Genomic DNA, 22,166 nt, shown 5'->3' with positions numbered 1-22,166 from the left:
GGCGTCGGGGCGGGTGCCGCCGGGGTCTGCCGCCGCGGGCCCCCACCGGGCCCGAAGTGCACCGCCCCGGGTATGCCCGCCGAGGCGGGATGCCCGGCCCGCGCCGACAGCGGTAACGTCTCTCACCACGGGGTATCCAACACGCCCGCCCCGGAGGGGACTTCGTGGGTATCGAAAGCGACCAGGTCGTCTACGAGTATCTGAGCCGCGTCGGTGACGTGGCGCACCAGCGCCAGCTGCCGTCGGCCACGCGGATGCGGCTGGTGTCGGAGCTGCGCAACGAGATCGACCGGCACCGGGCGAAGACCCCCGTCGACAGTCCCGCCGCCGTGCGCCGCATCCTCGCCCGGCTGGGCACCCCGGACGAGGTCGTCGCGGCCGCGGGCGGCACCGCCGGGGTGCCGCAGACGCCGGCCGCCTCCGTACCCGTACAGCCGGTGGAGGCGTCGGGGCCGGAGCGCGCGCCGAAGGGGCTGCGCCGGATCGTGCCGCGGCCGCGCCCCGCGGAGCCGGACACCCCCGCGCCCTCGGACGCGCCGTCGCCGCCCCACCTCGCCGCGGAGCACGAGCTCGGCGGCAGTGCCGTGCAGCCGGACTGGTGGCGCGTGGAGGGCGGACCGCTCGCGGAGACCGACACCGTGCCGGGTTTCGTCGGCGGCGTGGAGATCCCCGACCTGCTCAAACCGCCTCCGAAGGCGAGGGAGAAGGAGAAGGAGCGGACCGAGGAGGCCGAGCCCGCCGCCGAGGACGCCCGGGAGGCGGACCCGGAGCCCGCCCCGGCCGCCCGTCGCCGACTCGGGCTGCCCCGCCCCGCCACCGGCTGGACCAACCCCCTGCTGCTGCTCGCCGCCGGGCTCCTCGTCGCCGGTGCCGTCCTCGGCAACTGGTTCGCGCTCGCCCTCGGCTGGCTCATCGCCTACGGCTCCCGCCGCCTGACCCCGACGGAGACCAAGTGGGCGGTGATGGGGATGCCCGGCCTGGCCCTCGCGGCCGGCGTGACCTGGCTCTGGGGCCGCAGCGACGGCCGCTGGGGCGACCCCGTCGCCCAGGGCCACATGAAGGACGCCGTCGCCGAGACCTGGCCCTGGGTGGTGCGCGGCGCGGCCATCGCCTCGGCGCTGTATCTGGTGTGGCGCTCCCAGCGCCGACGCTGAGCGCTCCGCTGGAAGTGCCGTGATGTGTCGTCGGTCGTCTGCGGCGCCGTCGTGGCTGGTCGCGCAGTTCCCCGCGCCCCTTCAGGGTGCTGCCGAACCGCAGCGCACTTCGCACCTGCCCAGTGCCCCGACAGGCACTGGCCGGCAGGCCGTCGTCGAGCTCACAGCCCCGGCCCGGCTGCCCCTCCCGGCCGCTGGGCACAATGACCCCCGTGACTTCTTCCGCGCTGACCGTCGGGTTCGACCTCGACATGACGTTGATCGACTCCCGGCCCGGCATCCACGCCTGCTACACGGCGCTGTCCGAGCGGACCGGGACGTACATCGACGCCGACCTGGCGATCACCCGGCTCGGGCCGCCGCTCGCGGAGGAACTCGTCCACTGGTTCCCGCCGGAGCAGGTCGGGCCGATGGGCGACCTCTACCGCGAGATGTACCCCGCCATCGCGATCGCCGCGACGCCCGCGATGCCCGGCGCCCGTGAGGCGATCACGGCCGTGCGGTCGGCCGGCGGACGGGCGGTCGTGGTCACCGCGAAGTACGAGCCGAACGCCAAGCTGCACCTGACCCACCTCGGCCTGGAGCCCGACGCGGTGATCGGCGACCTGTGGGCCGAGCAGAAGGCGGCGGCCCTGCGTGAGCACGGCGCGACCGTGTACGTCGGCGACCACGTCGGGGACGTGCGCGGTGCCCGCGGCGCCGGGGCCCTGTCCGTGGCCGTGGCCACCGGGCCGTGCGACGCGGCGGAGCTGCGCGCGGCCGGGGCCGATGTGGTCCTGACGGACCTTACCGAGCTCCCCGCGTGGCTGGCCGCCTACCGTGAGGCGCCGCGCGCCTGACGGCGGCCCGCCGCGACCGAGCGCAGCACACCGGCGCCCGCCACGAGGAAGCCGACGCCCATCAGCATGCTCAAACCGAACATGTACGTCGGAAAAGGCTTCGTGCCGAGGAACAGCGGGGCCACGGTGACGAGAGTGGCCACGGCACCGATGAAGAAGACAACGGCACCGGCACGGATCAGTCCGTCACCGGGTCCGGCGGAATTCGTTTGGGTTTTGTCACGCACCGGACCAGGGTAGTTCCCTGCGCGTAGGAACAATCGGGCGACGTCTTGTCACCCGCCCGAAGACCATTAGCCTTGGTAGCGGCGGGTCATCGAGGGCCCGCTGTAGTGCTATCAAGAGCCGTTTCCGAAGCAGTTTTCCGACGAGTACGAGGACGAGGACAGACGTGCCTACCGGCAAGGTCAAGTGGTTCAACAGCGAGAAGGGCTTCGGCTTTCTCTCCCGCGACGACGGCGGTGACGTCTTCGTCCATTCCTCTGTTCTCCCCGACGGAGTCGACGTACTCAAGCCGGGACAGCGCGTGGAGTTCGGAGTGGTCGCCGGTCAGCGCGGCGACCAGGCGCTCTCGGTCGTCATCCTCGACCCGACGCCCTCGGTCGCGGCCGCACAACGCAAGAAGCCGGACGAACTGGCCTCGATCGTGCAGGATCTGACGACCCTCCTCGAAAACATCACGCCGATGCTGGAGAAGGGCCGCTATCCGGACAAGGCCTCCGGCAAGCAGATCGCGGGCCTGCTGCGGGCGGTCGCCGACCAGTTGGACGTCTGAGTCCGCGGGGTTTGTCGACTTCCGGGATCCGTACCCCTTCTCAGGGGAAATCGAGTGCCGTAGGGCCGAGGGGCGGAAGAAGCCCCTCGGCCGCCGCGCGTGTGAGCAGGCCCCGGACGGCCGCGTAGCCGTCCTCGCCGAGATCCGACGTGAACTCGTTGACGTACAGCCCGATGTGCTGGTCGGCGACGGCCGGGTCCATCTCCTGGGCGTGCTCCATCACGTACGGCCGGGAGGCCTCGGGGTCGTCCCAGGCCGCGTGCACGGACGTGTGGATGGCCTCCGCGAGCCGCCGCAGCGTGTCCGCGCCCAGCGACCGCTTGGCGATGATCGCGCCCAGCGGGATCGGCAGCCCGGTGGTGTTCTCCCAGTGCTCGCCCATGTCGGCGAGCTTGTGCAGCCCGTAGTTCTGGTAGGTGAAGCGCGCCTCGTGGATGACGAGCCCCGCGTCGACCTTCCCGTCCCGCACCGCCGGCATGATCTCGTGGAACGGCATGACGACGATCTCGCCGACCCCGCCCGGCAGCGTGTCCGCCGCCCACAGCCGGAACAGCAGATAGGCCGTCGACTTCTCGCTCGGCACGGCGACCGTACGACCCGTAAGTCCCCCAAGCTCTCGGCTTCGCTCGAGCAGGGAGGTACCCCCATGCCCCGCCTCCCGCGTGAGCACCAGCGGCCCGCAGCCCCGGCCCAGCGCGCCCCCGCAGGGCAGCAGCGCGTACTCGTCGAGGACGTACGGCAGCACCGCGTACGACACCTTCAGCACGTCGAACTCGCCGCGCTCGGCCATGCCGTTCGTGATGTCGATGTCCGCGAAGGTGACGTCCAGCGCGGGCGCGCCGGGGACGCGGCCGTGGGCGAGGGCGTCGAAGACGAACGTGTCGTTGGGGCAGGGCGAGTACGCGATCTGCAGCTGTCGGCTCTCAGGACTCATGTGGGTTCCAACTCTCCCAGGCGGACGTGAGCTTCCCGAAGGCCCCGGTGAGGGCCGCGAGGGCGTCGCCGATGCGCCAGGCGGCGCGGTCGCGCGGGCCGACGGGGTTGGAGACGGCGCGTAGCTCGAGGACGGGCACCCGGTGCGCGGCGGCGGCCTCGGCCACCCCGAAACCCTCCATGGCCTCGGCGAGGGCACGGGGGTGACGGGCGCGGAGCTGTGCGGCGCGGGCGGCCGTCCCGGTCACGGTCGAGACGGTCAGTACCTCGCCGGGGAGCGCCCCGGTCGCGGCGGCGACGGTTCGTACGAGTGATTTCGGCGGACGGTGGCTGACGGTCCCGAAACCCAGTTCGGTGACCGGGAGGAATCCGTCGGCCGTCTCGGCGCCCAGATCGGCCGCGGTGATCTCGTCGGCCACCACGAGCGAACCGACCGGCGCCCCGGGCTGGAAGCCGCCGGCGATCCCGGCGCTGACGACGAGGTCGTAAGGGGTGCCCTGGAGGGCGGCGGCGGTGAGGGCGGTGGCGGTGGAGGCGGCGGCGAGCGCGGGGCCGACGCCGGCGGCGAGAAGGTCGCATGCGAACGCACCGGAGATCCGGTGGAGCACCGCTCCCGGGAGCCGCACCTCGCTCGCGGCCGTGGAGAACGCCCGAGCCACCGCGTCCCGTTCGGCGGGGACGGCGGTGGCTACGAGGACACGTGCGGACGACGTGGTCAGGAGTCGGTGTCCTTCTTGAGCTTGAAGGACCACAGGCCCGTGACGTCCTTCTCGCCCTCCTTGATCGACACCAGGGTGGAGTTGCCCTGGGCGCCGTACTGGACGTTGAAGAACACGCTGCCCGGGATGGTGCGGTAGGTCTTCTTGCTGGAGTCGGTGAGCGGCTGACCGTTCATCAGGATCGTCCAGCCATTGTCCGCGATGTCCGGGTCGACACCGAAGCGCACGGTCGCGTCCGGGTCCACCTTGATCGACTTGATGTCCGTGTTCTTGAGGCACTTGGCCAGGGAGGCGGTGTTCAGCGGGTCACCGCCGTTGTAGCAGGTGGCCTCGGAGCTGACCGAACTCGTGCCGACGGTGACCGTCGCGATCGGGGACGGCTTCTCACAGGCCGTGAGAACGAGCAGTCCGGCGGAAACGGCGCCGGCGGCGGCGACGGCGCGGCGGCGTCGCACAACGGATTGCATGGTCATGGCCGAAGGCTATCGGGCAGCCAGGCCGTACCGGCCACGCGGGGTGCGGCGTGCCCGCTTCGTTACGCCACTCGCGGTCGTGTCCGGCCGCCGTGCCGCGCCGAACCGAGCAGCCCGCGTACGGTGCTCAGCCAGCCGACCGCCACCATGGCGGCGGCCACCGAAAGGCCCAGCGTGCCGTTGAGCGGCATCACGATGCCGACCGCGCCGCCGAACACCCACGCCATCTGGAGCATCGTCTCGGACCGCGCGAACGCCGACGTACGGACCAGTTCCGGTACGTCCCGCTGGATCAGGGCGTCCAGGGACAGCTTGGCGAGCGCCTGCGCGAACCCGGCGACCGCGGCCAGACACGCCACCAGGAACGTGCCGAAGAAGACCGCCGCGACGATCGCCGTGCCCAGCGCCACCGCGACCACGGTCACGATGATGATCTCCGGGGCCCGGGACCTGAGCCAGGCGCCCACCGCCGTGCCGAGCGCATTGCCCACGCCCGCCGCGACGACCACTATCCCCAGCGACACCGCCGCGCTCTCGCCGGCCAGCGGGTGCTCACGCAGCAGGAAGGCGAGGAAGAAGATCAGGAATCCGGACAGACAGCGCAGGGCGGCGTTGGCGCCGAGGGCGTGGGTGACGGCCGGGCCCACCGTGCGCAGTCCCGGGCGTTTGACCGGCTTGAGGTGCGGGCCGTGCAGGTGTCTCTCGTCGGCCGCGAGCAGCGCGACGTCCTCGCCCTTGGCCGAGTCCACCTTCGGCGGCAGGGAGAAGGACAGGACCGTACCCGCGACGAAGATCACGAAGGCGCCGTAGAGCGGCCAGCGGGGCCCGAGGGCCTGCAGGCCCGCGCCGACGGGCGCGGCGATACCGGTGGCCAGGAGCCCGCCCAGGGTGACCCGCGAGTTGGCCTTGACCAGGGAGAAGCGGGGCGGCAGCAGCCGGGGCACCACGGCGCTGCGGACGACGCCGTACGCCTTGGAGGCCACGAGCACGCCGAGTGCCGCCGGATACAGCTCCAGGCTGCCGCTGGCCGCCGCGCCCGAGATGATCAGCGCGAGCAGGGCGCGGGCGAGCATCGCGGCGGCCATCGCGGCGCGGCGGCCGTGCGGCAGCCGGTCGAGGAGCGGGCCGATCACGGGGGCGAGGACCGTGAAGGGAGCCATGGTGATGGCGAGGTAGAGCGCGACCCGGCCGCGCGCCTCGTCCGTGGGCACCGAGAAGAACACGGTGGAGGCGAGCGCGATGGTGATCATGACGTCACCGGCGCCGTTCACCGCGTGCAGTTCGATCAGTTTGCCGAGACCGGACTCCCCGGCGCCGTGCGCGTGCGTGGCCTTCCGGATGCCGCGGGCGGTGCCGGTGACGGGAAAGTGCAGGGCGCGGCCGACGGCGCGGACGGCGCCGTGCACCCGGCCCGCACCGCCACCTCGACCTGTTCCCCCGACCCCACCGACCCCGGCGGCGCCCTGGGACGACCTCGCGGCTGCCACGACGTTCATAGTGCCCTGAGAACGCGGTCCGTAGAGCACTTTGCAGCCGAGCGAGTCGGGCGGGCGGTCGGGAACTAGGCCCAGCGCCGGTGACCGGGTAGCGTGCGTATCTCAGCCATCCCGCAGAATGGATGGAAGAGGTGCGCCCGAGCGCGATCGAGGCGGACGTCGATGCGGTCCACAGGTCCGCTCCGTCCGTCCCACCCGCCGGAGGCAGCCGCACCCGTGAGACGGCGTAGGAGAGAAGCGATACCTGTGAGCGCAGCGACAACGCGAAGCCGCACCCCCGACCGCCTGTGCGCCGAGGCCGTCGACCTCGCCCGCGCCGCCGCCGAGGAGGCGGCCGCACCCGGTGTGGTCGGCGAGCACGTCGGCCTGGTGTCGGAGGGGGACCGCGTTGTCACGCACTTCTTCGAGTGCAAGGAGTTCGGGTACCGCGGCTGGCGCTGGGCGGCGACCGTGGCCCGGGCGTCCCGCGCCAAGATCGTGACGCTGGACGAGGTCGTCCTGCTGCCCGGCTCGGACGCGCTGCTCGCGCCCGAGTGGGTCCCCTGGAGCGAGCGGCTGCGCCCGGGCGACATGGGACCGGGCGACCTGCTGCCCACCGACGCGGAGGACCTGCGTCTGGAGCCGGGCTACTCCGGCGACGACGTGCCCCCGCCGAACTCGGCGGTCTCCCGGGAGATGGAGGAACTGGCGGACGCGGAGGACGCGGACGTCACTCCCGGCGCCCCCGCCGAGCAGCCCACGTCACCCTCCCGCGGCTCCATCGCCGCGTTGGCGGAGGAACTGGGCATGCGCCGCGCCCGGGTCCTGTCCCGCTACGGCCTGCATGTCGCCGCCGACCGCTGGGAGGATGGCTTCGGGCCGAAGACGCCCATGGCCCAGGCGGCCCCCGCGTCCTGCGCCACCTGTGGCTTCCTGGTCCCCATGGGCGGCTCCCTCGGCCAGGCCTTCGGCGTCTGCGCGAACGAGTTCGCCCCGGCGGACGGCCGGGTCGTCTCCCTCTCGTACGGCTGCGGCGGCCACTCCGAGGCCGCGGTCATGCCCAAGCCGCCCCAGCCGGCCCCGCCGGTGATCGACGAGACCAAGGTCGACGTCTTCCCGCTCCGCCCCGCGGCGGACTCCGGCTCGGTCCCCCCGGTCGGCGACGAGGAGACGGCGGAACTCGGCCACTCCTAGAAGCGGACGGGGGTATTGCCGGGCATCCCCGGGGGCGGATGTCGGCCACTCCTGGGCTTCGGGACGGCGCGGGCCCGCCGTTCCCGAGCCTCCCGGATGTTGGCCACGCCGGCCGATTCCCGGGGCTTGTGGACGGCGTAGGCGCGCCGATTCCCGAGCCCCCTGGGGGTGGGGTGCCCGCCCCGTCGATTCCTGAGGCTCCCGAGCGCTGCCCGCCCCGTCGGCTCCCGAGGCTTCCCGGGTGGTGTCCGGCCCCGGGCCGGGACGGTGGGGATAGGTGGGAAGGGCGGCGGAGGTGGGGGCGGTGGCGCGGTACCTTCGTCGTCAGCCGACGATGGAGAGGTGAACGTGAGCAAGTTCGTGCGGCCCGCGGCCGAGGGCGCCGACCCCTTCGGCACGGCCCGACTGCGCCGCGGTGTTCTCGACGCCTGGGCCACCAGCCCCGCCCGCTTCCGCGAGGACGCCAACGCCGAGGAGGACCTGGTCCTCGGCGGCTACCGGGACCGGCTCGTCGTCGAGCTCGCCCAGAACGCCGCCGACGCCGCCGCCCGGGCGAAGACCCCCGGCCGGCTCCGCCTCACGCTCCGCGACGGCGTCCTGTTCGCCGCCAACACCGGCGCCCCGCTGGACGCGGCCGGAGTCGAGTCCCTCTCCACCCTGCGCGCCTCCGCCAAACGCGACCCGCAGGAGGGCCAGGGCGCCGTCGGCCGCTTCGGCGTCGGCTTCGCCGCCGTCCTCTCCGTCACCGACGAGCCCGCGGTCGTGGGCCGGCACGGCGGCGTGCGCTGGTCCCTGGCCGAGGCCCGCGAACTCGCCGCGGACACCGCCCGGCACAGCCCCGGCCTGGGCGACGAGATCCGTCGCCGCGACGGGCACGTCCCGCTGCTGCGCCTGCCCTTCGCCGCCGAGGGCACCGCCCCCGACCCGTACGACACGGTCGTCATCCTCCCGCTGCGCGACGCGGCCGCCACCGACCTGGCCGAGCGCCTCCTGCACGCCGTGGACGACGCCCTCCTGCTCGCCCTGCCGGGCCTGGAGGAAGTGGTCGTAGAGATCAACGGCGACGCCCCCCGCACGCTCAGCCGCCGCACCGACGGACCCTTCACCATCGTCGAGGACTCCCGGGACGGCCTCACCCACTGGCGTACCTCCGTCGCGCACGGCCCGCTCACCCCCGACCTGCTCGCCGACCGCCCGGTGGAGGAGCGCCTGCGCCCCCACTGGTCCGTCACCTGGGCCGTCCCCGTCGACAGCTACGGCGCCCCCGTCCACCCCCGCACCACCCCGGTCGTCCACGCGCCCACCCCCAGCGACGAGCCCCTCGGCGTACCCGCCCTGCTCATCGCCTCCTTCCCGCTGGACACCACCCGCCGGCACGCCGCCCCCGGCCCGCTGACCGACTTCCTGGTGCGGCGCGCGGCGGACGCGTACACCGAACTCCTCGCCCAATGGCGTCCGGTGACCGAGGGCGTCATCGGCCTGGTCCCCGGCCCGCTGGGCAAGGGCGAGCTCGACGGGGCGCTGCGGCAGGCGATCCTGGACCTGCTCCCGCGCACCGCGTTCCTGCCCCCGGCCGTCGCGCCCGCCGGCCACGACGCCGACGACCTGCCCGAGGCCCTGCGGCCGCGCGACGCCGAGGTCGTCGAGGGCGCGGGCGCCGACACCGTCCGGGTCCTGGCCGAGGTACTGCCCACCCTGCTGCCCGCCGGCCTCGAACGCCGCGTCGAGCTGCGCACGCTGGGCGTCGCCCGCCTCCCGCTCGCCGACGCGATCGACCGGCTGGCCGGGCTGGAGAAGGACCCGCAGTGGTGGCACCGGCTCTACGACAGCCTCGCCGGAGTCGACCCCGACCGGCTGTCCGGCCTGCCCGTGCCGCTCGCCGACGGCAGGACCACCATCGGCCCCCGCCAGGTCCTGCTGCCCACCCCGGACGCCGCCCGCATCGACCCGGAGGTCCTGGCCCGGCTCGGCCTGAAGGTCGCGCACCCGGACGCCGCGCACCCGATCCTGGAGAAGCTCGGCGCCCTGCCCGCGACCCCGCGCGCCGTCCTCACCACACCGCAGGTGCGCGCCGCCGTGGCCGCCTCCCTCGACGACGAGGGCGCGGTGTCCTGGGAGGACGACGCCCCGGACCCCGAGGAACTGGCCGACACCGTCCTCGCCCTGGTCCGCGACGCGGGCCTGGAACCGGGCGACGAACCCTGGCTCGGCGCCCTGGCCCTGCCGGACGAGGACGGCGAACTCGCCCCCGCGGGCGAACTGGTCTATCCGGGCAGCCCGTTCGCGCAGGTCATCCGTGAGGACGAACTGGCCGGCGTGGACGCCGCGTTGGCCGAGAAGTGGGGCGAACAGCCGCTGGCCGCCTGTGGCGTGCTGGCCGACTTCGCCCTCGTACGCGCCACGGACGTCGTCCTCGACCCGGACGAACTGGAGCCCCGCGAGGGCGACTTCGCCGAGCCCGACGATGCCGGTCTGCTCGACGCCGTGGACGTGTGGTGCGAGGACATCCTCGACCGCTTCCCGGACAGCCCCGTGCCTCCGGTCGCCACCGAACTCGTCGCCGTCCGCGACCTCGACCTCGTCGACGACGACCACTGGCCGCAGGCGCTCGCCCTGCTCGCCCGCCCGCCGCTGCGCGACGCGCTCACCCAGCCGATGCGGATCCTGCTGCCGGACGGCACGCACGAGGTCGTACGGCCGTACACGGCATGGTGGCTGCGCGGGCACCCGGTGCTGGACGGGCGCAGGCCCGCCGGTCTGCTGGCGGCCGGCGGCGACCCGCTGCTGCGCGGCCTGTACGACGAGGCGGACGCCACCGGGTTCGAGGACGAGCAGGTGCTGCGGGCTCTCGGGGTGCGCACCTCGGTCGCCGCGCTGCTCGACGAGCCCGGCGGCGCCGCCGAGCTCCTCGACCGGCTCGCCGACCCGGAGCGCCCGGTCACCTCCGCCCAGCTGCACGCGCTGTACAGCGCGCTGGCGGAGCTGGACCCCGAGCAGGTGACCCTGCCGGAGGAGCTGCGGGCCGTGGTCGACGGGCGGGTGGAGGTCGTGGACGCGGCCGACGCCGTGGTCGTCGACTCGCCCGACCTGCTGCCCTTCACGGAGGGCGTCCCGCTGCTGCCGGTACGGCCGTCGCGGGCCGCCGAACTCGCCGACCTGTTCCAGGTGCGGCGGCTGAGCGAGTCCGTCACCGGCTCGGTGGACTCCGAGGGCACCGAGCACGACGTACCGGAGTCGGTACGGGTGCTGCTCGGCCCGCGCACCCCGGACACCTACGTCGAGCACGAGGAACTCGTCGTCGACGGCGTGGAGATCGACTGGCGCCTGACGAACGACGCCGTCCTGCACGCCGCCACCCTGGAGGGCGTGGCCGCAGGCCTCGCCTGGGCGTCCGGCCAGTGGCCACGCCGCTTCGAGGTCGCGGCCCTACTGGAAGACCCCTCCCGCACGGAAGAACTGGCCCGGGACCGCTGGTTCGACTGAGCCCGACACGGCGGTAGGGGCCGCCTCGCCGACGATGTCCGGCGAGGCGGCCCTCCGGCCTGTCGCGGAGCGCCGCTGTGATCTCTGACACAACGTCAAAAAGGCTTCGGTTCCCGTACAACCGTTCCCATCCTTCGTGGATCTGATCATGCGAGTCAACAGGCTCCTGATCATTGGGGAATCCATGCGCATTCGAGTACTGGGAGCCGCCGTCACCGGCGCCCTGGCCCTGTCCGCCTTCGCCGTCCCGGCCGCTCAGGCCGACGACAGCCGTGGTGACACCAAGATCTCGAACGTCGTGGTGAACGGTGGGAAGGCCGTCGTCGTCGGCGCGACCGGGAGCAAGACCTTCACGGTGTCCTTCACCGTGACGGACGACTCGGGCGTCGACTGGGCCCAGGCGATCCTGTACCACGGCCCGAGCATCGACGAGGCCGACAGCGGTGCCGTCGCCAACAGCAGTGACGGCCGCTCCAGCTGCACCAAGGTCGACGCCACCAAGTCGACCTGCAAGGCCGGCTACACCGTGACGGCCCGGTCCAACCTCATCAACAAGGTCGCCGGCAGCTGGAAGGTCTGGGCTGTCGCCCGGGGCAAGGACAGCAACTTCGTCCAGAAGGACAACGTCAAGAGCTTCCCGATCCAGCGCGCGTCCAAGCTGACGGCCAATGCCGCGCCGGAGCCGGTGAAGAAGGGCAGGACCATCACCGTCACGGGCGCGCTGACCCGGGCCAACTGGGACGCGGCCAAGTACTCCGGCTACGCCACCCAGCCGGTCAAGCTCCAGTTCCGCAAGAAGGGCGCCAGCAGCTACACCACGCTGAAGACCGTCAAGTCGGACTCCCGGGGCAACCTGAAGGCCACGACCACCGCTTCCGCCGACGGCTACTACCGCTTCTCCTTCGCCGGCACCTCGACCACCCCGGCGGTCAACGCCGCGGGTGACCTCGTCGACGTCCGCTGACGCACACCGAACACCTGTACAACCTCTCGCCGCCCTCGCGGGTCTGATCGGTGGAGTCAACGGACTCCACCGATCACTTGGACCTCGTGTCCACCTTTCTGCATTCGAGGGAACGCATGCGCATTCGTGCCACCGTGGCCGCCGTCACCGGCGCCCTGGCCCTCTCCGCCGTCGTCGTGCCGGCCGCGCAGGCCGCCGACGCCGGCCCGTCCTACCGCGCACAGGCCGTGAAGGCGCTCTCCGCCTCCGGCAAGTCCGCCTTCACCGCCACCACCGCCGCCGACCTGGGCGTGTCGTTCTCGAACTTCAAGATCGCCGGTGCGGTCAAGGTCGGGACCACCAACCACGTCTCCACCAAGGTCACCTACACGCTGACCCACGGCGCCAACTACGACATCAACTCCGACGACTTCGCCAACGGCCCCTTCCTCTACAAGGGTTCGTCGCCGGAGACCGCGGACAACGTGCTGTTCGGCGACGCCCCGGCCAGCTGCACCGCCACCTCGGAGACGACCGCCGACTGCGCGGGCCTCATCGACATCTACCCCGGTGACGACGAGCTCTTCAACTCCGACGCCGGCACCTGGTCGGGCGGCGGGCTGGCCCTGCAGTACACCACCGAGGACGGCACGGTGCAGGCCGACCTGGGCACCACCAAGGTCCAGCGCCTGTCCAAGCTGACGGTCAACGCCTCGCCGGAGCCGGTGACGAAGGGCAGGACCATCACGGTCACCGGCCGGCTGACCCGGGCCAACTGGGAGTCGCACAAGTACACGGGTTACGTCACCCAGCCCGTGAAGCTCCAGTTCCGCAAGAAGGGCTCCAGCACCTACACCACGCTGAAGACCGTCAAGACGGACTCGTACGGCAACCTGAAGAGCACGGTCACCGCCTCCGTGGACGGCTACTTCCGCTACGCCTTCGCGGGCACCACGACGACCCCGGCCGTCAACGCCACGGGTGACTTCGTCGACGTGCGATAAGCGCGTGCGATAGGCACGAGCGGCCGGCAGGACGCCAACGGTCCCGTGTTCCGGAGCTCCGGAACACGGGACCGTTCCGTTCGGTCAGGGAATGATCATCGACTGGCAATCCGCGCACAAAATCTCTCGTGACAGCGCAACATCCGTACAACCAGTTGCTGCCGTCACGGATCTGATCGCGTGAGTCAACAGACTCCACAATCAATTGGGCCCCGTGCCCACCTTTCTCCACTCAGGGGAACGTACATGCGCATACGTGCCACCGTGGCCGCCGTCACCGGCGCCCTGGCCCTCTCCGCCTTCGTCGCGCCGGCCGCACAGGCCGCCGACGCCCCCTCCGCCCGGTCGGAGTTCAGCGCCACCTCCGCCGACGCCTCCGCCGGTGCCGCCGCGACGCTCAACGTCACCTTCTCCAACATGAAGGTCAACAAGGGCAAGGCCGTCGTCGTCGGCACCTCGGCTGTCGTCGCGGTCCCGGTCACCTACTCGGTGACCCACGAGGCGAGCCTCGACACCAGCGCGGCCAACTTCGCCAGCGGGCCGCTCATCTACAAGGGCACCTCGGTGACGAGCCCCAGCAACATGATCATCAGCGACGACCCGGGCACCTGCACCGCCGCCTCGACGACCGTCCTGAACTGCACCGCCACCATCCACGTCCGCCCGGCCGACGGCGACCTGGCGAACGCCGACGCCGGCGCCTGGACGGCGGGCGGCCTCGCGATCACCAAGGGCGGCGACACCAAGACCCAGGGCGGCCTCGGCGGCCTGAAGGTCCAGCGTGCGTCCAAGCTGACGGTCAACGCCGCGCCGGAGCCGGTCAAGAAGGGCAAGACCCTCACGGTCACCGGCCGGCTCACCCGGGCCAACTGGGACACCAACAAGTACTCCGGCTACGCCACCCAGCCGGTCAAGCTCCAGTTCCGCAAGAAGGGCTCCAGCACCTACACCACGCTGAAGACCGTCAAGACGGACTCGTACGGCAACCTGAAGACCACGACCACGGCGACGGTCGACGGCTACTACCGCTACAGCTTCGCGGGCACCGCGACGACCCCGTCGGTCAACGCCACGGCGGACTACGTAGACGTGCAGTAGGCAAGTAGGGCCGCGCCCCGCAGGGGCGCGGGGAACTACGCGACCAGCCACAACGGTCCCGCAGCCGAAACGCGACACCGGCCCACCCACCCCGCTGAAGCCGAGCGCTACGCGGGAAAGCGGCGGTCGACCCATTTCCACAGGAACTCCAGGGCGACCGCCGCCACCGCGGCCACCGCGACCGCCGTCCACGGCATCGCGATCCCCACCAGCTTCAGCGCGAAGAAGCTCTGCAGCGCGGGGACGATCAGTACGAACACGAACGCCACGCCCATCGAGGCCACCAGCGCCACCCGCCACCACGTGTAGGGGCGGGCGATGATCGCCAGGACCCACATCGAGATCAGGAAGAGCGTGAGCGTGGCCGCGCTGGTCTCCGCGTCCAGCGCGCCCTCGCCGGTGTAGTAGTGGCGGGCGAGCAAGTACGTCACGAAGGTCGCCACCCCGGCCACCACGCCGCCCGGAACCGAGTAGCGCATCACCCGCCGTACGAAGTGCGGCCGCGCGCGTTCCTTGTTGGGCGCGAGGGCGAGGAAGAAGGCCGGGATGCCGATGGTGAGGGTGGACAGCAGGGTCAGGTGCCGGGGCAGGAACGGGTACTCGACCTGCCAGCACACCACCAGCACGGCCAGCAGCACCGAGTAGACGGTCTTCACCAGGAACAGCGTGGCCACCCGGGTGATGTTCCCGATGACCCGCCGGCCCTCCGCGACCACCGACGGCAGCGTGGCGAAGCTGTTGTTGAGCAGCACGATCTGCGCCACGGCCCGGGTCGCCTCCGAACCCGAGCCCATGGAGACGCCGATGTCGGCGTCCTTGAGCGCCAGGACGTCGTTCACCCCGTCACCGGTCATGGCGACCGTGTGCCCGCGGGACTGGAGCGCCCCGACCATCTCCCGCTTCTGCTGCGGGGTGACGCGGCCGAAGACGGTGCCCTCGTGGAGGGCGTCCGCCATCCCCTCGGGGTCCTTCGGGATCCGGCGCGCGTCCACCGCCCGGCCGCCCAGCCCGAGCTTGGCCGCGACCGCGCTCACCGACACCGCGTTGTCGCCGGAGATCACCTTGGCGTGCACGCTCTGGTCGGCGAAGTAGCTCAGGGTGTCGGCGGCGTCGGCCCGCAGCCGCTGCTCCAGGACGACGAGGGCGGTGGCCGTGGCCCCCTTGGCGACGTCGGGGTCGTCGAGTTCGCGGGCGGCGCGGGCCAGCAGCAGCACCCGTAGCCCCGCCTCGTTGAGCCGCTCGGTCTCGGCGAGGGCCGGGTCGCCGTCGGAGAGGAGCACGTCGGGCGCCCCCAGGAGCCAGGTACTGGTCTCGCCGTCGCCCTCGCTGAAGGTCGCGCCGCTGTACTTGCGGGCGGAGGAGAAGGGCAGCGACTCGACACAGCGCCACTCCTCGCTGTCCGGGTAGGCGTCGATGACGGCCTGGAGGGAGGCGTTGGGCCGGGGGTCGGACTCGCCGAGGGCCCCGAGGACCCGTCGTACGTACGTCTCGTCACTGTCGCCCAGCGGTCTGAGCTCGGTGACGTCCATGCCGCCCTCGGTGAGCGTGCCCGTCTTGTCGAGGCAGACGGTGTCCACGCGGGCGAGGCCCTCGATGGCCGGGAGTTCCTGGACGAGGCACTGCTTGCGGCCCAGGCGGATGACGCCGATCGCGAAGGCGACCGAGGTGAGCAGGACCAGCCCCTCCGGGACCATCGGGACGATGCCGCCGATCGTGCGGGCGACGGCGTCCTTGAAGTCGTTGTTCTTGACGACGAGCTGGGTGATGACGAGGCCGGTGGCGGCCGGGACCATCATCCAGGTGACGTACTTCAGGATCGTCGAGATGCCGCTGCGCAGCTCGGAGTGGACCAGCGTGAAGCGGGAGGCCTCCTCGGCGAGCTGGGCGGCGTAGGCCTCGTGGCCGACCTTGGTGGCGACGAAGGCGCCGCCGCCCGCGACGACGAAGCTGCCTGACATCACCCGGTCACCGGGGTGTTTGACGACGGGATCGGCCTCGCCGGTCAGGAGGGACTCGTCGATTTCCAGCCCGTCGGCCTCGGCACAGACGCCGTCGACGACGATCTTGTCCCCCGGACCGATCTCCATCAGGTCGTCGAGGACGATCTCGTGGGTGGCGACCTCGGTGGCGATGCCGTCCCGGCGGACGGTGGGCCGGGCCTCGCCGATCACCGCGAGCGAGTCGAGGGTCTGCTTCGCCCGCCACTCCTGGACGATGCCGATGCCGGTGTTCGCGATGATCACGAAGCCGAACAGGCTGTCCTGGATCGGCGCGACGAACAGCGTGATCACCCACAGGACGCCGATGATCGCGTTGAAGCGGGTGAAGACGTTCGCCCGGACGATCTCGGCGATCGTGCGGCTGCTGCGCACCGGGACGTCGTTGACCTGGCCGCGTGCGACCCGTTCCGCGACCTCGGCGGCCGTCAGGCCGGTCGACGGGGTCACCGGAACGGGTATCGGGTGCACAGGGTCGAGCTCCGCGCCCGCATCGATGTGCGTCATGCATTCGACGGTACGTGCGGATTTGCGGCTTCACCTGCCGAGTGGCCGGAAGATCCGACCTGGGGAGGAGAAGGGTCGTGCGTGGGTTGTAGGGCCCTTGGCGACGGCTCTAGTCGACCTGTGCCGTCTCCATGGCCGCCGCGCGCTTGATGGCCGCGTCCCGCTTGCGGACGTACCAGATGCCGATCAGGCCGAGGCCGCCGCCGGCCAGGCAGGTCCACAGCCACCAGGTGTGCCCGTGGTCGTCGAACCAGCCGTAGAAGGGCAGCTGGACGAGGAAGAGGACGAACCACACGATCGTGCCGCCGGTGATGGTGGCGACCACGGGGCCTTCCAGGGGCTCCGGCGCCTCGTGCTTGGGGGTCCACTTCGTCATGCGCACAGCTTACGAGGCGCCGTCGGGTGGGGTGCGGGTGCCGCGGTCTACGCGCGGAGATAGCGAACTCCGACTCATACGTTCATACTGAAACCGTTTGTCTCTGGCCGCTTCTGTTCGTATGAAAGTCCAATGGGTCTCGGGGGAGTCCCATGGGTGATGAGGTCCCGCATGTCCACCTCGGCTCCTGCCAAGGTCCCCGCCCCCGAGCAGCCGGGCGCAGCGCCTGCCTACGGCGCCCTCGACCGCTACTTCAAGATTTCCGAGCGGGGCAGCACGCCGGCGCGCGAGATCCGTGGCGGCTTCGCCACGTTCTTCGCGATGGCCTACATCATCGTGCTGAACCCGATCATCCTCGGCAGCGCGAAGGACATGTACGGGCACCAGCTGAACAACGGCCAGCTGGTCACGGCCACCGTGGTGACCGCCGCCTTCACGACCCTGCTCATGGGTGTCATCGGCAACGTCCCGATCGCCCTCGCCGCCGGTCTCGGCGTGAACTCGGTCGTCGCGCTCCAGCTCGCGCCGCGCATGTCCTGGCCGGACGCGATGGGCATGGTCGTCCTCGCCGGCTTCGTCGTCATGCTGCTGGTGGCGACCGGTCTGCGCGAGCGCGTCATGAACGCCGTGCCCTACAGCCTGCGCAAGGCGATCTCCATCGGTATCGGCCTGTTCATCATGCTGATCGGGCTCGTCGACTCCGGCTTCGTCACCCGTATCCCGGACGCCGCCCACACCACCGTCCCGCTTCAGCTGGGCGCGGACGGTCACCTCAACGGCTGGCCGGTCCTCGTCTTCATCCTCGGTGTGCTGCTCACGCTCGCGCTCATCGTGCGCAAGGTCTCCGGCGCGATCCTCATCTCGATCGTCACGATGACCGTGCTCGCGCTGATCATCGAGGCCGTCGCCAAGGTCCCCTCCTGGGGCCTGACCACCCCGAAGTGGCCCGGCAACCCCGTCTCGGCCCCGGACTTCGGGCTCCTCGGCCAGGTCAGCCTCTTCGGCGGCTTCGGCAAGGTCGGCGTCCTGACGGGCATCCTCTTCGTCTTCACCGTCCTGCTGTCCTGCTTCTTCGACGCCATGGGCACGATCATGGGCGTCAGCGACGAGGCCAAGCTGACCAACGCCAAGGGCGAGATGCCCGGCATCAACCGGGTGCTCTTCGTCGACGGTCTCGCCGTGGCGGCGGGCGGCGCCAGCTCCTCCTCGGCCACGACCGCCTTCGTGGAGTCCACGGCGGGCGTCGGCGAGGGCGCGCGCACCGGCTTCGCCAACGTGATCACCGGCGGGCTGTTCGCCGTGGCCCTGTTCCTGACCCCCGTCGCCACGATGGTCCCGTCCCAGGCCGCCACCCCGGCGCTGATCGCGGTCGGTTTCCTGATCCTGGCCGGCTCGGTGAAGGAGATCGACTGGGCCGACTACACCCTCGCGATGCCGGCCTTCGTCACGATGGTGATGATGCCCTTCACCTACTCGATCACCAACGGCATCGGCATGGGCTTCATCACCTTCGTGCTGCTGCGCCTGGCGGCCGGGCGCGGCCGGGAGGTGCCGGTGCCGATGTACGTCGTCTCCGCGGTGTTCGCCTTCTACTACCTGATGCCGGCCCTCGGCCTCACCTGAGCCGCGCTCGGCCGACCGCGTGAGCCGCGCTCACGTGACGCCGTAGAACTTCTCCGTCTCCTCGACGGCGGCCTGGAACCGCTCGTCGAAGTCATCCCGAATGAGCGTCCGGACGACATAGTCCTGGACGCTCATTCCTCTTTTGGCGGCGTGAAGCCGGAGCCGTTCCAGCAGATCGTGATCCATCCGCAGGCTGAGCACGCTGGTCCCCATGTCTACGAGGGTCGCGGCACCCTTCGGCGGGGTGTGTCACGTTCCGCGTGCGGATCACCCGTATGAGTGATGTGCTGTTTCAGTGGTCTTCGTCACGGGCAACCCGGCGTGTCGCCGGTGGTCCTTAGCGAGGGTAATGAGTTACTCTAAAGAACATGCCGGACCTTACGCATGGCGACGATGTGGCCGCCGTGAACTCCCTGCGCTCCGCCGTGATGCGGTTGTCCCGTCGGCTCAAGCACCAGCGGGTCGACGAATCGCTGAGCCCCACCGAAATGTCGGTGCTCGGCACCCTCTCCACCTGCGGCCAGGCCACCCCGGGCGAACTCGCCCGCAAGGAGCACGTACAGCCGCCCTCGATGACCCGCATCGTCGCGCTGCTGGAGGCCAAGGGGCTGGTCCGCCTGGAGCCGCACCCCGAGGACCGGCGCCAGAAGGTCGTCACCAGGACCGAACAGGCCGAGGCGATGCTCGAAGAGAGCCGCCGCAAGCGCAACGCGTTCCTGGCCGGCCTGGTCGAGGGCCTCGACGAGGACGAGTGGGCGAAACTTCGAGCCGCCGCCCCCGTACTGGAGAAGCTCGCCCACCTGTAACCCACTTCGCGAGGAGGCGAACCCACTTTGAGTACGGGACCCGGAGCACCTTCCGCCCCCGCACCGAACGCCCCTACTACCACCGGCCCCGGCAGGTCCACGATGTTCAGCTCGCTGAGCATCCGCAACTACCGGCTCTTCTTCATCGGCCAGGTCGTCTCCAACACCGGTACCTGGATGCAGCGCATAGCCCAGGACTGGCTGGTGCTCAGCCTCACCGGTTCCTCCGCGGCCGTCGGCATCACGACGGCCCTGCAGTTCCTGCCGATGCTGCTCTTCGGCCTCTACGGCGGCGTCCTCGTCGACCGCTGGCCCAAGCGCCCCACGCTGCTCGTCACGCAGACCGCGATGGCCCTCACCGGCATCGCGCTCGCCGCCCTGACCCTCAGCGGACACGTCCAGGTCTGGCACGTCTACCTCGCCGCCTTCGCCGTCGGCCTCGCCACGGTCGTCGACAACCCGGCCCGCCAGTCCTTCGTCTCCGAGATGGTCGGACCCGAGCAGCTGCAGAACGCGGTCAGCCTCAACTCCGCCAACTTCCAGTCGGCCCGGCTGGTCGGCCCCGCCGTCGCCGGACTGCTGATCACCGGCGTGGGCACCGGCTGGGCGTTCCTGTTCAACGGCCTGTCCTTCGTCGCCCCGCTCGTCGGCCTGCTGCTGATGCGCGGACGTGAGCTGCACGTGGTCGAGCGCGCGCCGCGCGGCAAGGGCCAGCTGCGGGAGGGCCTGCGCCACGTCGCCGGCCGCCCCGAGCTGATCTGGCCGATCGTCCTGGTCGGCTTCATCGGCACCTTCGGCTTCAACTTCCCGGTGTGGCTGTCGGCCTACGCCGACGACATCTTCGACGGCGGGGCCGGCGCCTACAGCCTCTTCAACACGCTGATGGCGGTCGGCTCCCTGGTCGGCGCGCTGCTCGCGGCCCGCCGCGGCACGGCCCGCCACCGCGTCCTGATCGCGGCCGCGGTGGTCTTCGGCGCGCTGGAGATGGTGGCCGCGCTGGCACCGTCGTACTGGCTGTTCGCGCTGCTCATGATCCCGATCGGCGCCTTCGGCCTGACGGTCAACGTCACGGCGAACACCGCGGTCCAGATGGGCACCGACCCCGCCATGCGCGGCCGGGTGATGTCCCTGTTCATGATGGTCTTCATGGGCGGTACGCCGCTGGGCGCCCCGCTCGTCGGCTGGATCACCGACACCTACGGCCCCCGCGTCGGCTTCGCCCTGGGCGGCGGCATCGCGGCGGCCGCCGCCGGCACGATCGGCCTGATCCTCGCCCGAGCCGGCGGTCTGCGCCTGACGGTGGCCTGGAACCACGGCCACCCCAGCGTCCGCTTCGTCCCGCGCGAGCGGGAGCAGCTCGTGACGACGGCGTGAACACCCGGCCCCGGAGGGTTCACCGCGGGACCCTCCGGGTCATCACCCGCCCCGGCCACTCGTCCTCGCCGGACGTGAACGGCTCGGCCCGGGCGAAGCCGTTGTCCTCGTAGTAGGCGACCAGCCTGCCGTCGTCGCCCGCGTAGCAGTCCAGGCGCAGCAGGGAGATCCCGAGCCGCCCCGTCACCTCGGCGGCATGCGCGAGCAGGGCGCTGCCCACGCCCCGACCCCGGAAACGGTGGTCCGAGGCGAAGAGGTGGACGTAGCGCTCGGGCTCGTCGACGGGTGCCACATCCGGTCCGGGCCCCGCGCTGAGCGTCAGGGTGCCGGCCGGGACACCGTCGATCTCGGCGATGTAGGGCGTGCCCTCGCCGACGAACCGGTGGACCAGGCCGACGGCCCGCGGATTCGCCGACCACGGCGTGGTGCCCCACTGCCGGGTACGCCCCTGCGCCACGAGCCACGCCAGCGCCCCGTCGAGCAGGCCGAGGATGACGGGGATGTCGCCGGCTCCGCCTTCGCGGATGCGGATCTCGTGGTGTCCCGTGGGTTCCCTGGATTCCATGGGCTCCTCGGGTGCCGTGCCGCGCCGGGTGCGTTCTCGGCTCTCCTTGATCTCCATGGCCCGATCATGGCGGCCGAGGCGGCGCACGCCCCTCCTTTTCTCCGGTGCGCCCAGGTCCGTTCCCTGGAAGGGTGAGGCCATGAGACTCTTCGCCGCCGTGCTGCCCCCGGAGGACGTCACCAGCGAACTGGCCGCCGAGGTCGCCCTGTTGGGCAAGCTGCCCGGGGCGGACGGGCTGCGCTGGACCGGCCGTCCCGGCTGGCACTTCACGCTCGCGTTCTACGGCGAGGTCGACGACGAACTCGTACCGGAGCTGTCGGACCGGCTGGAGCGCGCGGCTCACCGCACGCCCCCGTTCCCGCTGGCGCTCTCGGGCGGCGGGCAGTTCGGGCACGGGCGGGCGCTGTGGACCGGGGCCGAGGGCGACCTGGAGACGCTGCGGCTGCTCGCCGACCGGGCGGAGGCGGCGGCGCGGAAGGCGGGCGTGCCGATGGGGGAGCACCGGCGGTACAAGGCCCACCTGACGGTGGCGCGCAGTCGGGACTCGGTGGACGTACGACCGTATGTGGCGAGCCTCACGGACTTCACGAGCCGCACCTGGACCGTGGCCGAACTGGCCCTCGTGCGCAGCAATCTGCCCAGGTCCGGGGTGCCCGGGGAGCAGCCCCGGTACGAGGCGGTCGCCCGCTGGGCACTGGGCGGGGCCGGTTAGTCTCGGATACGTGGACCCGAAAACCCGGAACCGGATCATGGCCGGTGCGCTCGTGCTGATGTTCGTGGTGGTGATGATGGCGGCGGTCGGAAAGTAGACCGCCGCCGCGGCGGTCC

The 22,166-nt window shown here is 71.6% G+C and carries 21 protein-coding genes; 12 read left to right on the top strand and 9 right to left on the bottom strand.

Features of this window, described 5'->3' with window-relative positions:
• Positions 1-164 precede the first annotated feature (164 nt).
• Both IPZ69_RS21685 and IPZ69_RS21680 read left to right on the top strand, forming a co-directional pair.
• Complete coding sequence (locus IPZ69_RS21685; RefSeq protein WP_235455881.1) at positions 165-1,154, top strand: hypothetical protein; 990 nt, start codon at positions 165-167, stop codon at positions 1,152-1,154.
• A 203-nt stretch (positions 1,155-1,357) separates the two neighbouring features.
• Positions 1,358-1,993, top strand: a complete 636-nt coding sequence (locus IPZ69_RS21680) for an HAD family hydrolase (protein ID WP_235455880.1) — start codon at positions 1,358-1,360, stop codon at positions 1,991-1,993.
• On the opposite strand, the gene IPZ69_RS21675 is transcribed toward IPZ69_RS21680, so the two are convergent.
• Positions 1,969-2,220, bottom strand: a complete 252-nt coding sequence (locus IPZ69_RS21675) for a hypothetical protein (RefSeq protein ID WP_235455879.1) — start codon at positions 2,218-2,220, stop codon at positions 1,969-1,971. The genes IPZ69_RS21680 and IPZ69_RS21675 overlap by 25 nt on opposite strands.
• Before the next feature lie 164 nt (positions 2,221-2,384).
• On the opposite strand from IPZ69_RS21675, the gene IPZ69_RS47480 reads away from it, so the two are divergent.
• Entirely contained in the window at positions 2,385-2,768 is a 384-nt protein-coding gene (locus IPZ69_RS47480) for a cold-shock protein (RefSeq protein ID WP_308407528.1), read from the top strand.
• A 40-nt stretch (positions 2,769-2,808) separates the two neighbouring features.
• On the opposite strand, the gene IPZ69_RS21665 is transcribed toward IPZ69_RS47480, so the two are convergent.
• The 4 genes from IPZ69_RS21665 to IPZ69_RS21650 form a co-directional block, all read right to left on the bottom strand.
• Complete coding sequence (locus IPZ69_RS21665) at positions 2,809-3,702, bottom strand: 1,4-dihydroxy-6-naphthoate synthase (RefSeq protein ID WP_235455878.1); 894 nt, start codon at positions 3,700-3,702, stop codon at positions 2,809-2,811.
• Positions 3,692-4,453: a futalosine hydrolase gene (locus IPZ69_RS21660; RefSeq protein ID WP_235455877.1), complete on the bottom strand. Its 762-nt coding sequence runs from the start codon at positions 4,451-4,453 to the stop codon at positions 3,692-3,694. The genes IPZ69_RS21665 and IPZ69_RS21660 overlap by 11 nt, the downstream gene beginning before the upstream one ends.
• Positions 4,417-4,893, bottom strand: a complete 477-nt coding sequence (locus IPZ69_RS21655) for a DUF2771 domain-containing protein (protein WP_235455876.1) — start codon at positions 4,891-4,893, stop codon at positions 4,417-4,419. Before IPZ69_RS21655 ends, IPZ69_RS21660 begins: the two co-directional genes overlap by 37 nt.
• 62 nt (positions 4,894-4,955) lie before the next feature.
• Complete coding sequence (locus IPZ69_RS21650) at positions 4,956-6,380, bottom strand: MFS transporter (protein WP_235455875.1); 1,425 nt, start codon at positions 6,378-6,380, stop codon at positions 4,956-4,958.
• A 255-nt stretch (positions 6,381-6,635) separates the two neighbouring features.
• Between IPZ69_RS21650 and IPZ69_RS21645 the strand changes: the two genes are divergently transcribed.
• The 5 genes from IPZ69_RS21645 (at position 6,636) to IPZ69_RS21625 (ending at position 14,090) form a co-directional block, all read left to right on the top strand.
• Positions 6,636-7,562 carry a DUF3027 domain-containing protein gene (locus IPZ69_RS21645; protein ID WP_235455874.1) on the top strand — a complete coding sequence of 309 codons (927 nt, stop codon included), beginning with the start codon at positions 6,636-6,638 and terminating at the stop codon, positions 7,560-7,562.
• A 348-nt stretch (positions 7,563-7,910) separates the two neighbouring features.
• Positions 7,911-11,045, top strand: a complete 3,135-nt coding sequence (locus tag IPZ69_RS21640) for a sacsin N-terminal ATP-binding-like domain-containing protein (protein WP_235455873.1) — start codon at positions 7,911-7,913, stop codon at positions 11,043-11,045.
• Between the two features lie 184 nt (positions 11,046-11,229).
• Positions 11,230-12,009, top strand: a complete 780-nt coding sequence (locus IPZ69_RS21635; RefSeq protein ID WP_235455872.1) for a calcium-binding protein — start codon at positions 11,230-11,232, stop codon at positions 12,007-12,009.
• 116 nt (positions 12,010-12,125) lie between these two features.
• Positions 12,126-12,992 (top strand): hypothetical protein, encoded by an 867-nt coding sequence (locus tag IPZ69_RS21630; RefSeq protein WP_235455871.1) that lies wholly within the window; start codon positions 12,126-12,128, stop codon positions 12,990-12,992.
• Positions 12,993-13,238: 246 nt separating this feature from the next.
• Positions 13,239-14,090, top strand: a complete 852-nt coding sequence (locus IPZ69_RS21625; RefSeq protein ID WP_235455869.1) for a hypothetical protein — start codon at positions 13,239-13,241, stop codon at positions 14,088-14,090.
• Positions 14,091-14,197: 107 nt separating this feature from the next.
• Here the strand turns inward: IPZ69_RS21625 and IPZ69_RS21620 are convergent, their stop codons facing one another.
• Positions 14,198-16,594, bottom strand: coding sequence for an HAD-IC family P-type ATPase (locus IPZ69_RS21620; RefSeq protein ID WP_235455868.1), 2,397 nt, complete (start codon positions 16,592-16,594; stop codon positions 14,198-14,200).
• Positions 16,595-16,703: 109 nt separating this feature from the next.
• The gene (locus IPZ69_RS21615; RefSeq protein WP_235455867.1) at positions 16,704-16,970 is read right to left on the bottom strand and encodes a DUF2530 domain-containing protein; all 267 of its coding nucleotides are present in this window, start codon (positions 16,968-16,970) and stop codon (positions 16,704-16,706) included.
• Between the two features lie 171 nt (positions 16,971-17,141).
• Here IPZ69_RS21615 and IPZ69_RS21610 point away from each other — a divergent pair, with 171 nt between their 5' ends.
• On the top strand, positions 17,142-18,593 hold the full coding sequence (locus IPZ69_RS21610; protein WP_235455866.1) for an NCS2 family permease: 1,452 nt from the start codon (positions 17,142-17,144) through the stop codon (positions 18,591-18,593).
• Positions 18,594-18,623: 30 nt separating this feature from the next.
• Here IPZ69_RS21610 and IPZ69_RS21605 read toward each other — a convergent pair whose 3' ends face one another.
• Positions 18,624-18,806 carry a BrnA antitoxin family protein gene (locus IPZ69_RS21605; protein WP_235455865.1) on the bottom strand — a complete coding sequence of 61 codons (183 nt, stop codon included), beginning with the start codon at positions 18,804-18,806 and terminating at the stop codon, positions 18,624-18,626.
• A 155-nt stretch (positions 18,807-18,961) separates the two neighbouring features.
• Here IPZ69_RS21605 and IPZ69_RS21600 point away from each other — a divergent pair, with 155 nt between their 5' ends.
• Together IPZ69_RS21600 and IPZ69_RS21595 are read left to right on the top strand one after the other, a co-directional pair.
• Complete coding sequence (locus tag IPZ69_RS21600) at positions 18,962-19,399, top strand: MarR family winged helix-turn-helix transcriptional regulator (protein ID WP_235455864.1); 438 nt, start codon at positions 18,962-18,964, stop codon at positions 19,397-19,399.
• A gap of 102 nt (positions 19,400-19,501) precedes the next feature.
• Positions 19,502-20,773 (top strand): MFS transporter, encoded by a 1,272-nt coding sequence (locus tag IPZ69_RS21595; protein ID WP_235455863.1) that lies wholly within the window; start codon positions 19,502-19,504, stop codon positions 20,771-20,773.
• A 19-nt stretch (positions 20,774-20,792) separates the two neighbouring features.
• Here IPZ69_RS21595 and IPZ69_RS21590 read toward each other — a convergent pair whose 3' ends face one another.
• Positions 20,793-21,338, bottom strand: a complete 546-nt coding sequence (locus tag IPZ69_RS21590; RefSeq protein ID WP_235455921.1) for a GNAT family N-acetyltransferase — start codon at positions 21,336-21,338, stop codon at positions 20,793-20,795.
• A gap of 139 nt (positions 21,339-21,477) precedes the next feature.
• Between IPZ69_RS21590 and thpR the strand changes: the two genes are divergently transcribed.
• Positions 21,478-22,050 carry an RNA 2',3'-cyclic phosphodiesterase gene (thpR, locus tag IPZ69_RS21585; protein WP_235455862.1) on the top strand — a complete coding sequence of 191 codons (573 nt, stop codon included), beginning with the start codon at positions 21,478-21,480 and terminating at the stop codon, positions 22,048-22,050.
• Positions 22,051-22,166 lie beyond the last annotated feature (116 nt).

Source organism: Streptomyces olivochromogenes, assembly GCF_021538895.1.
GTDB lineage: Bacteria > Actinomycetota > Actinomycetes > Streptomycetales > Streptomycetaceae > Streptomyces > Streptomyces olivochromogenes_A.
This window is presented reverse-complemented; position numbering and strand designations above follow the sequence as displayed.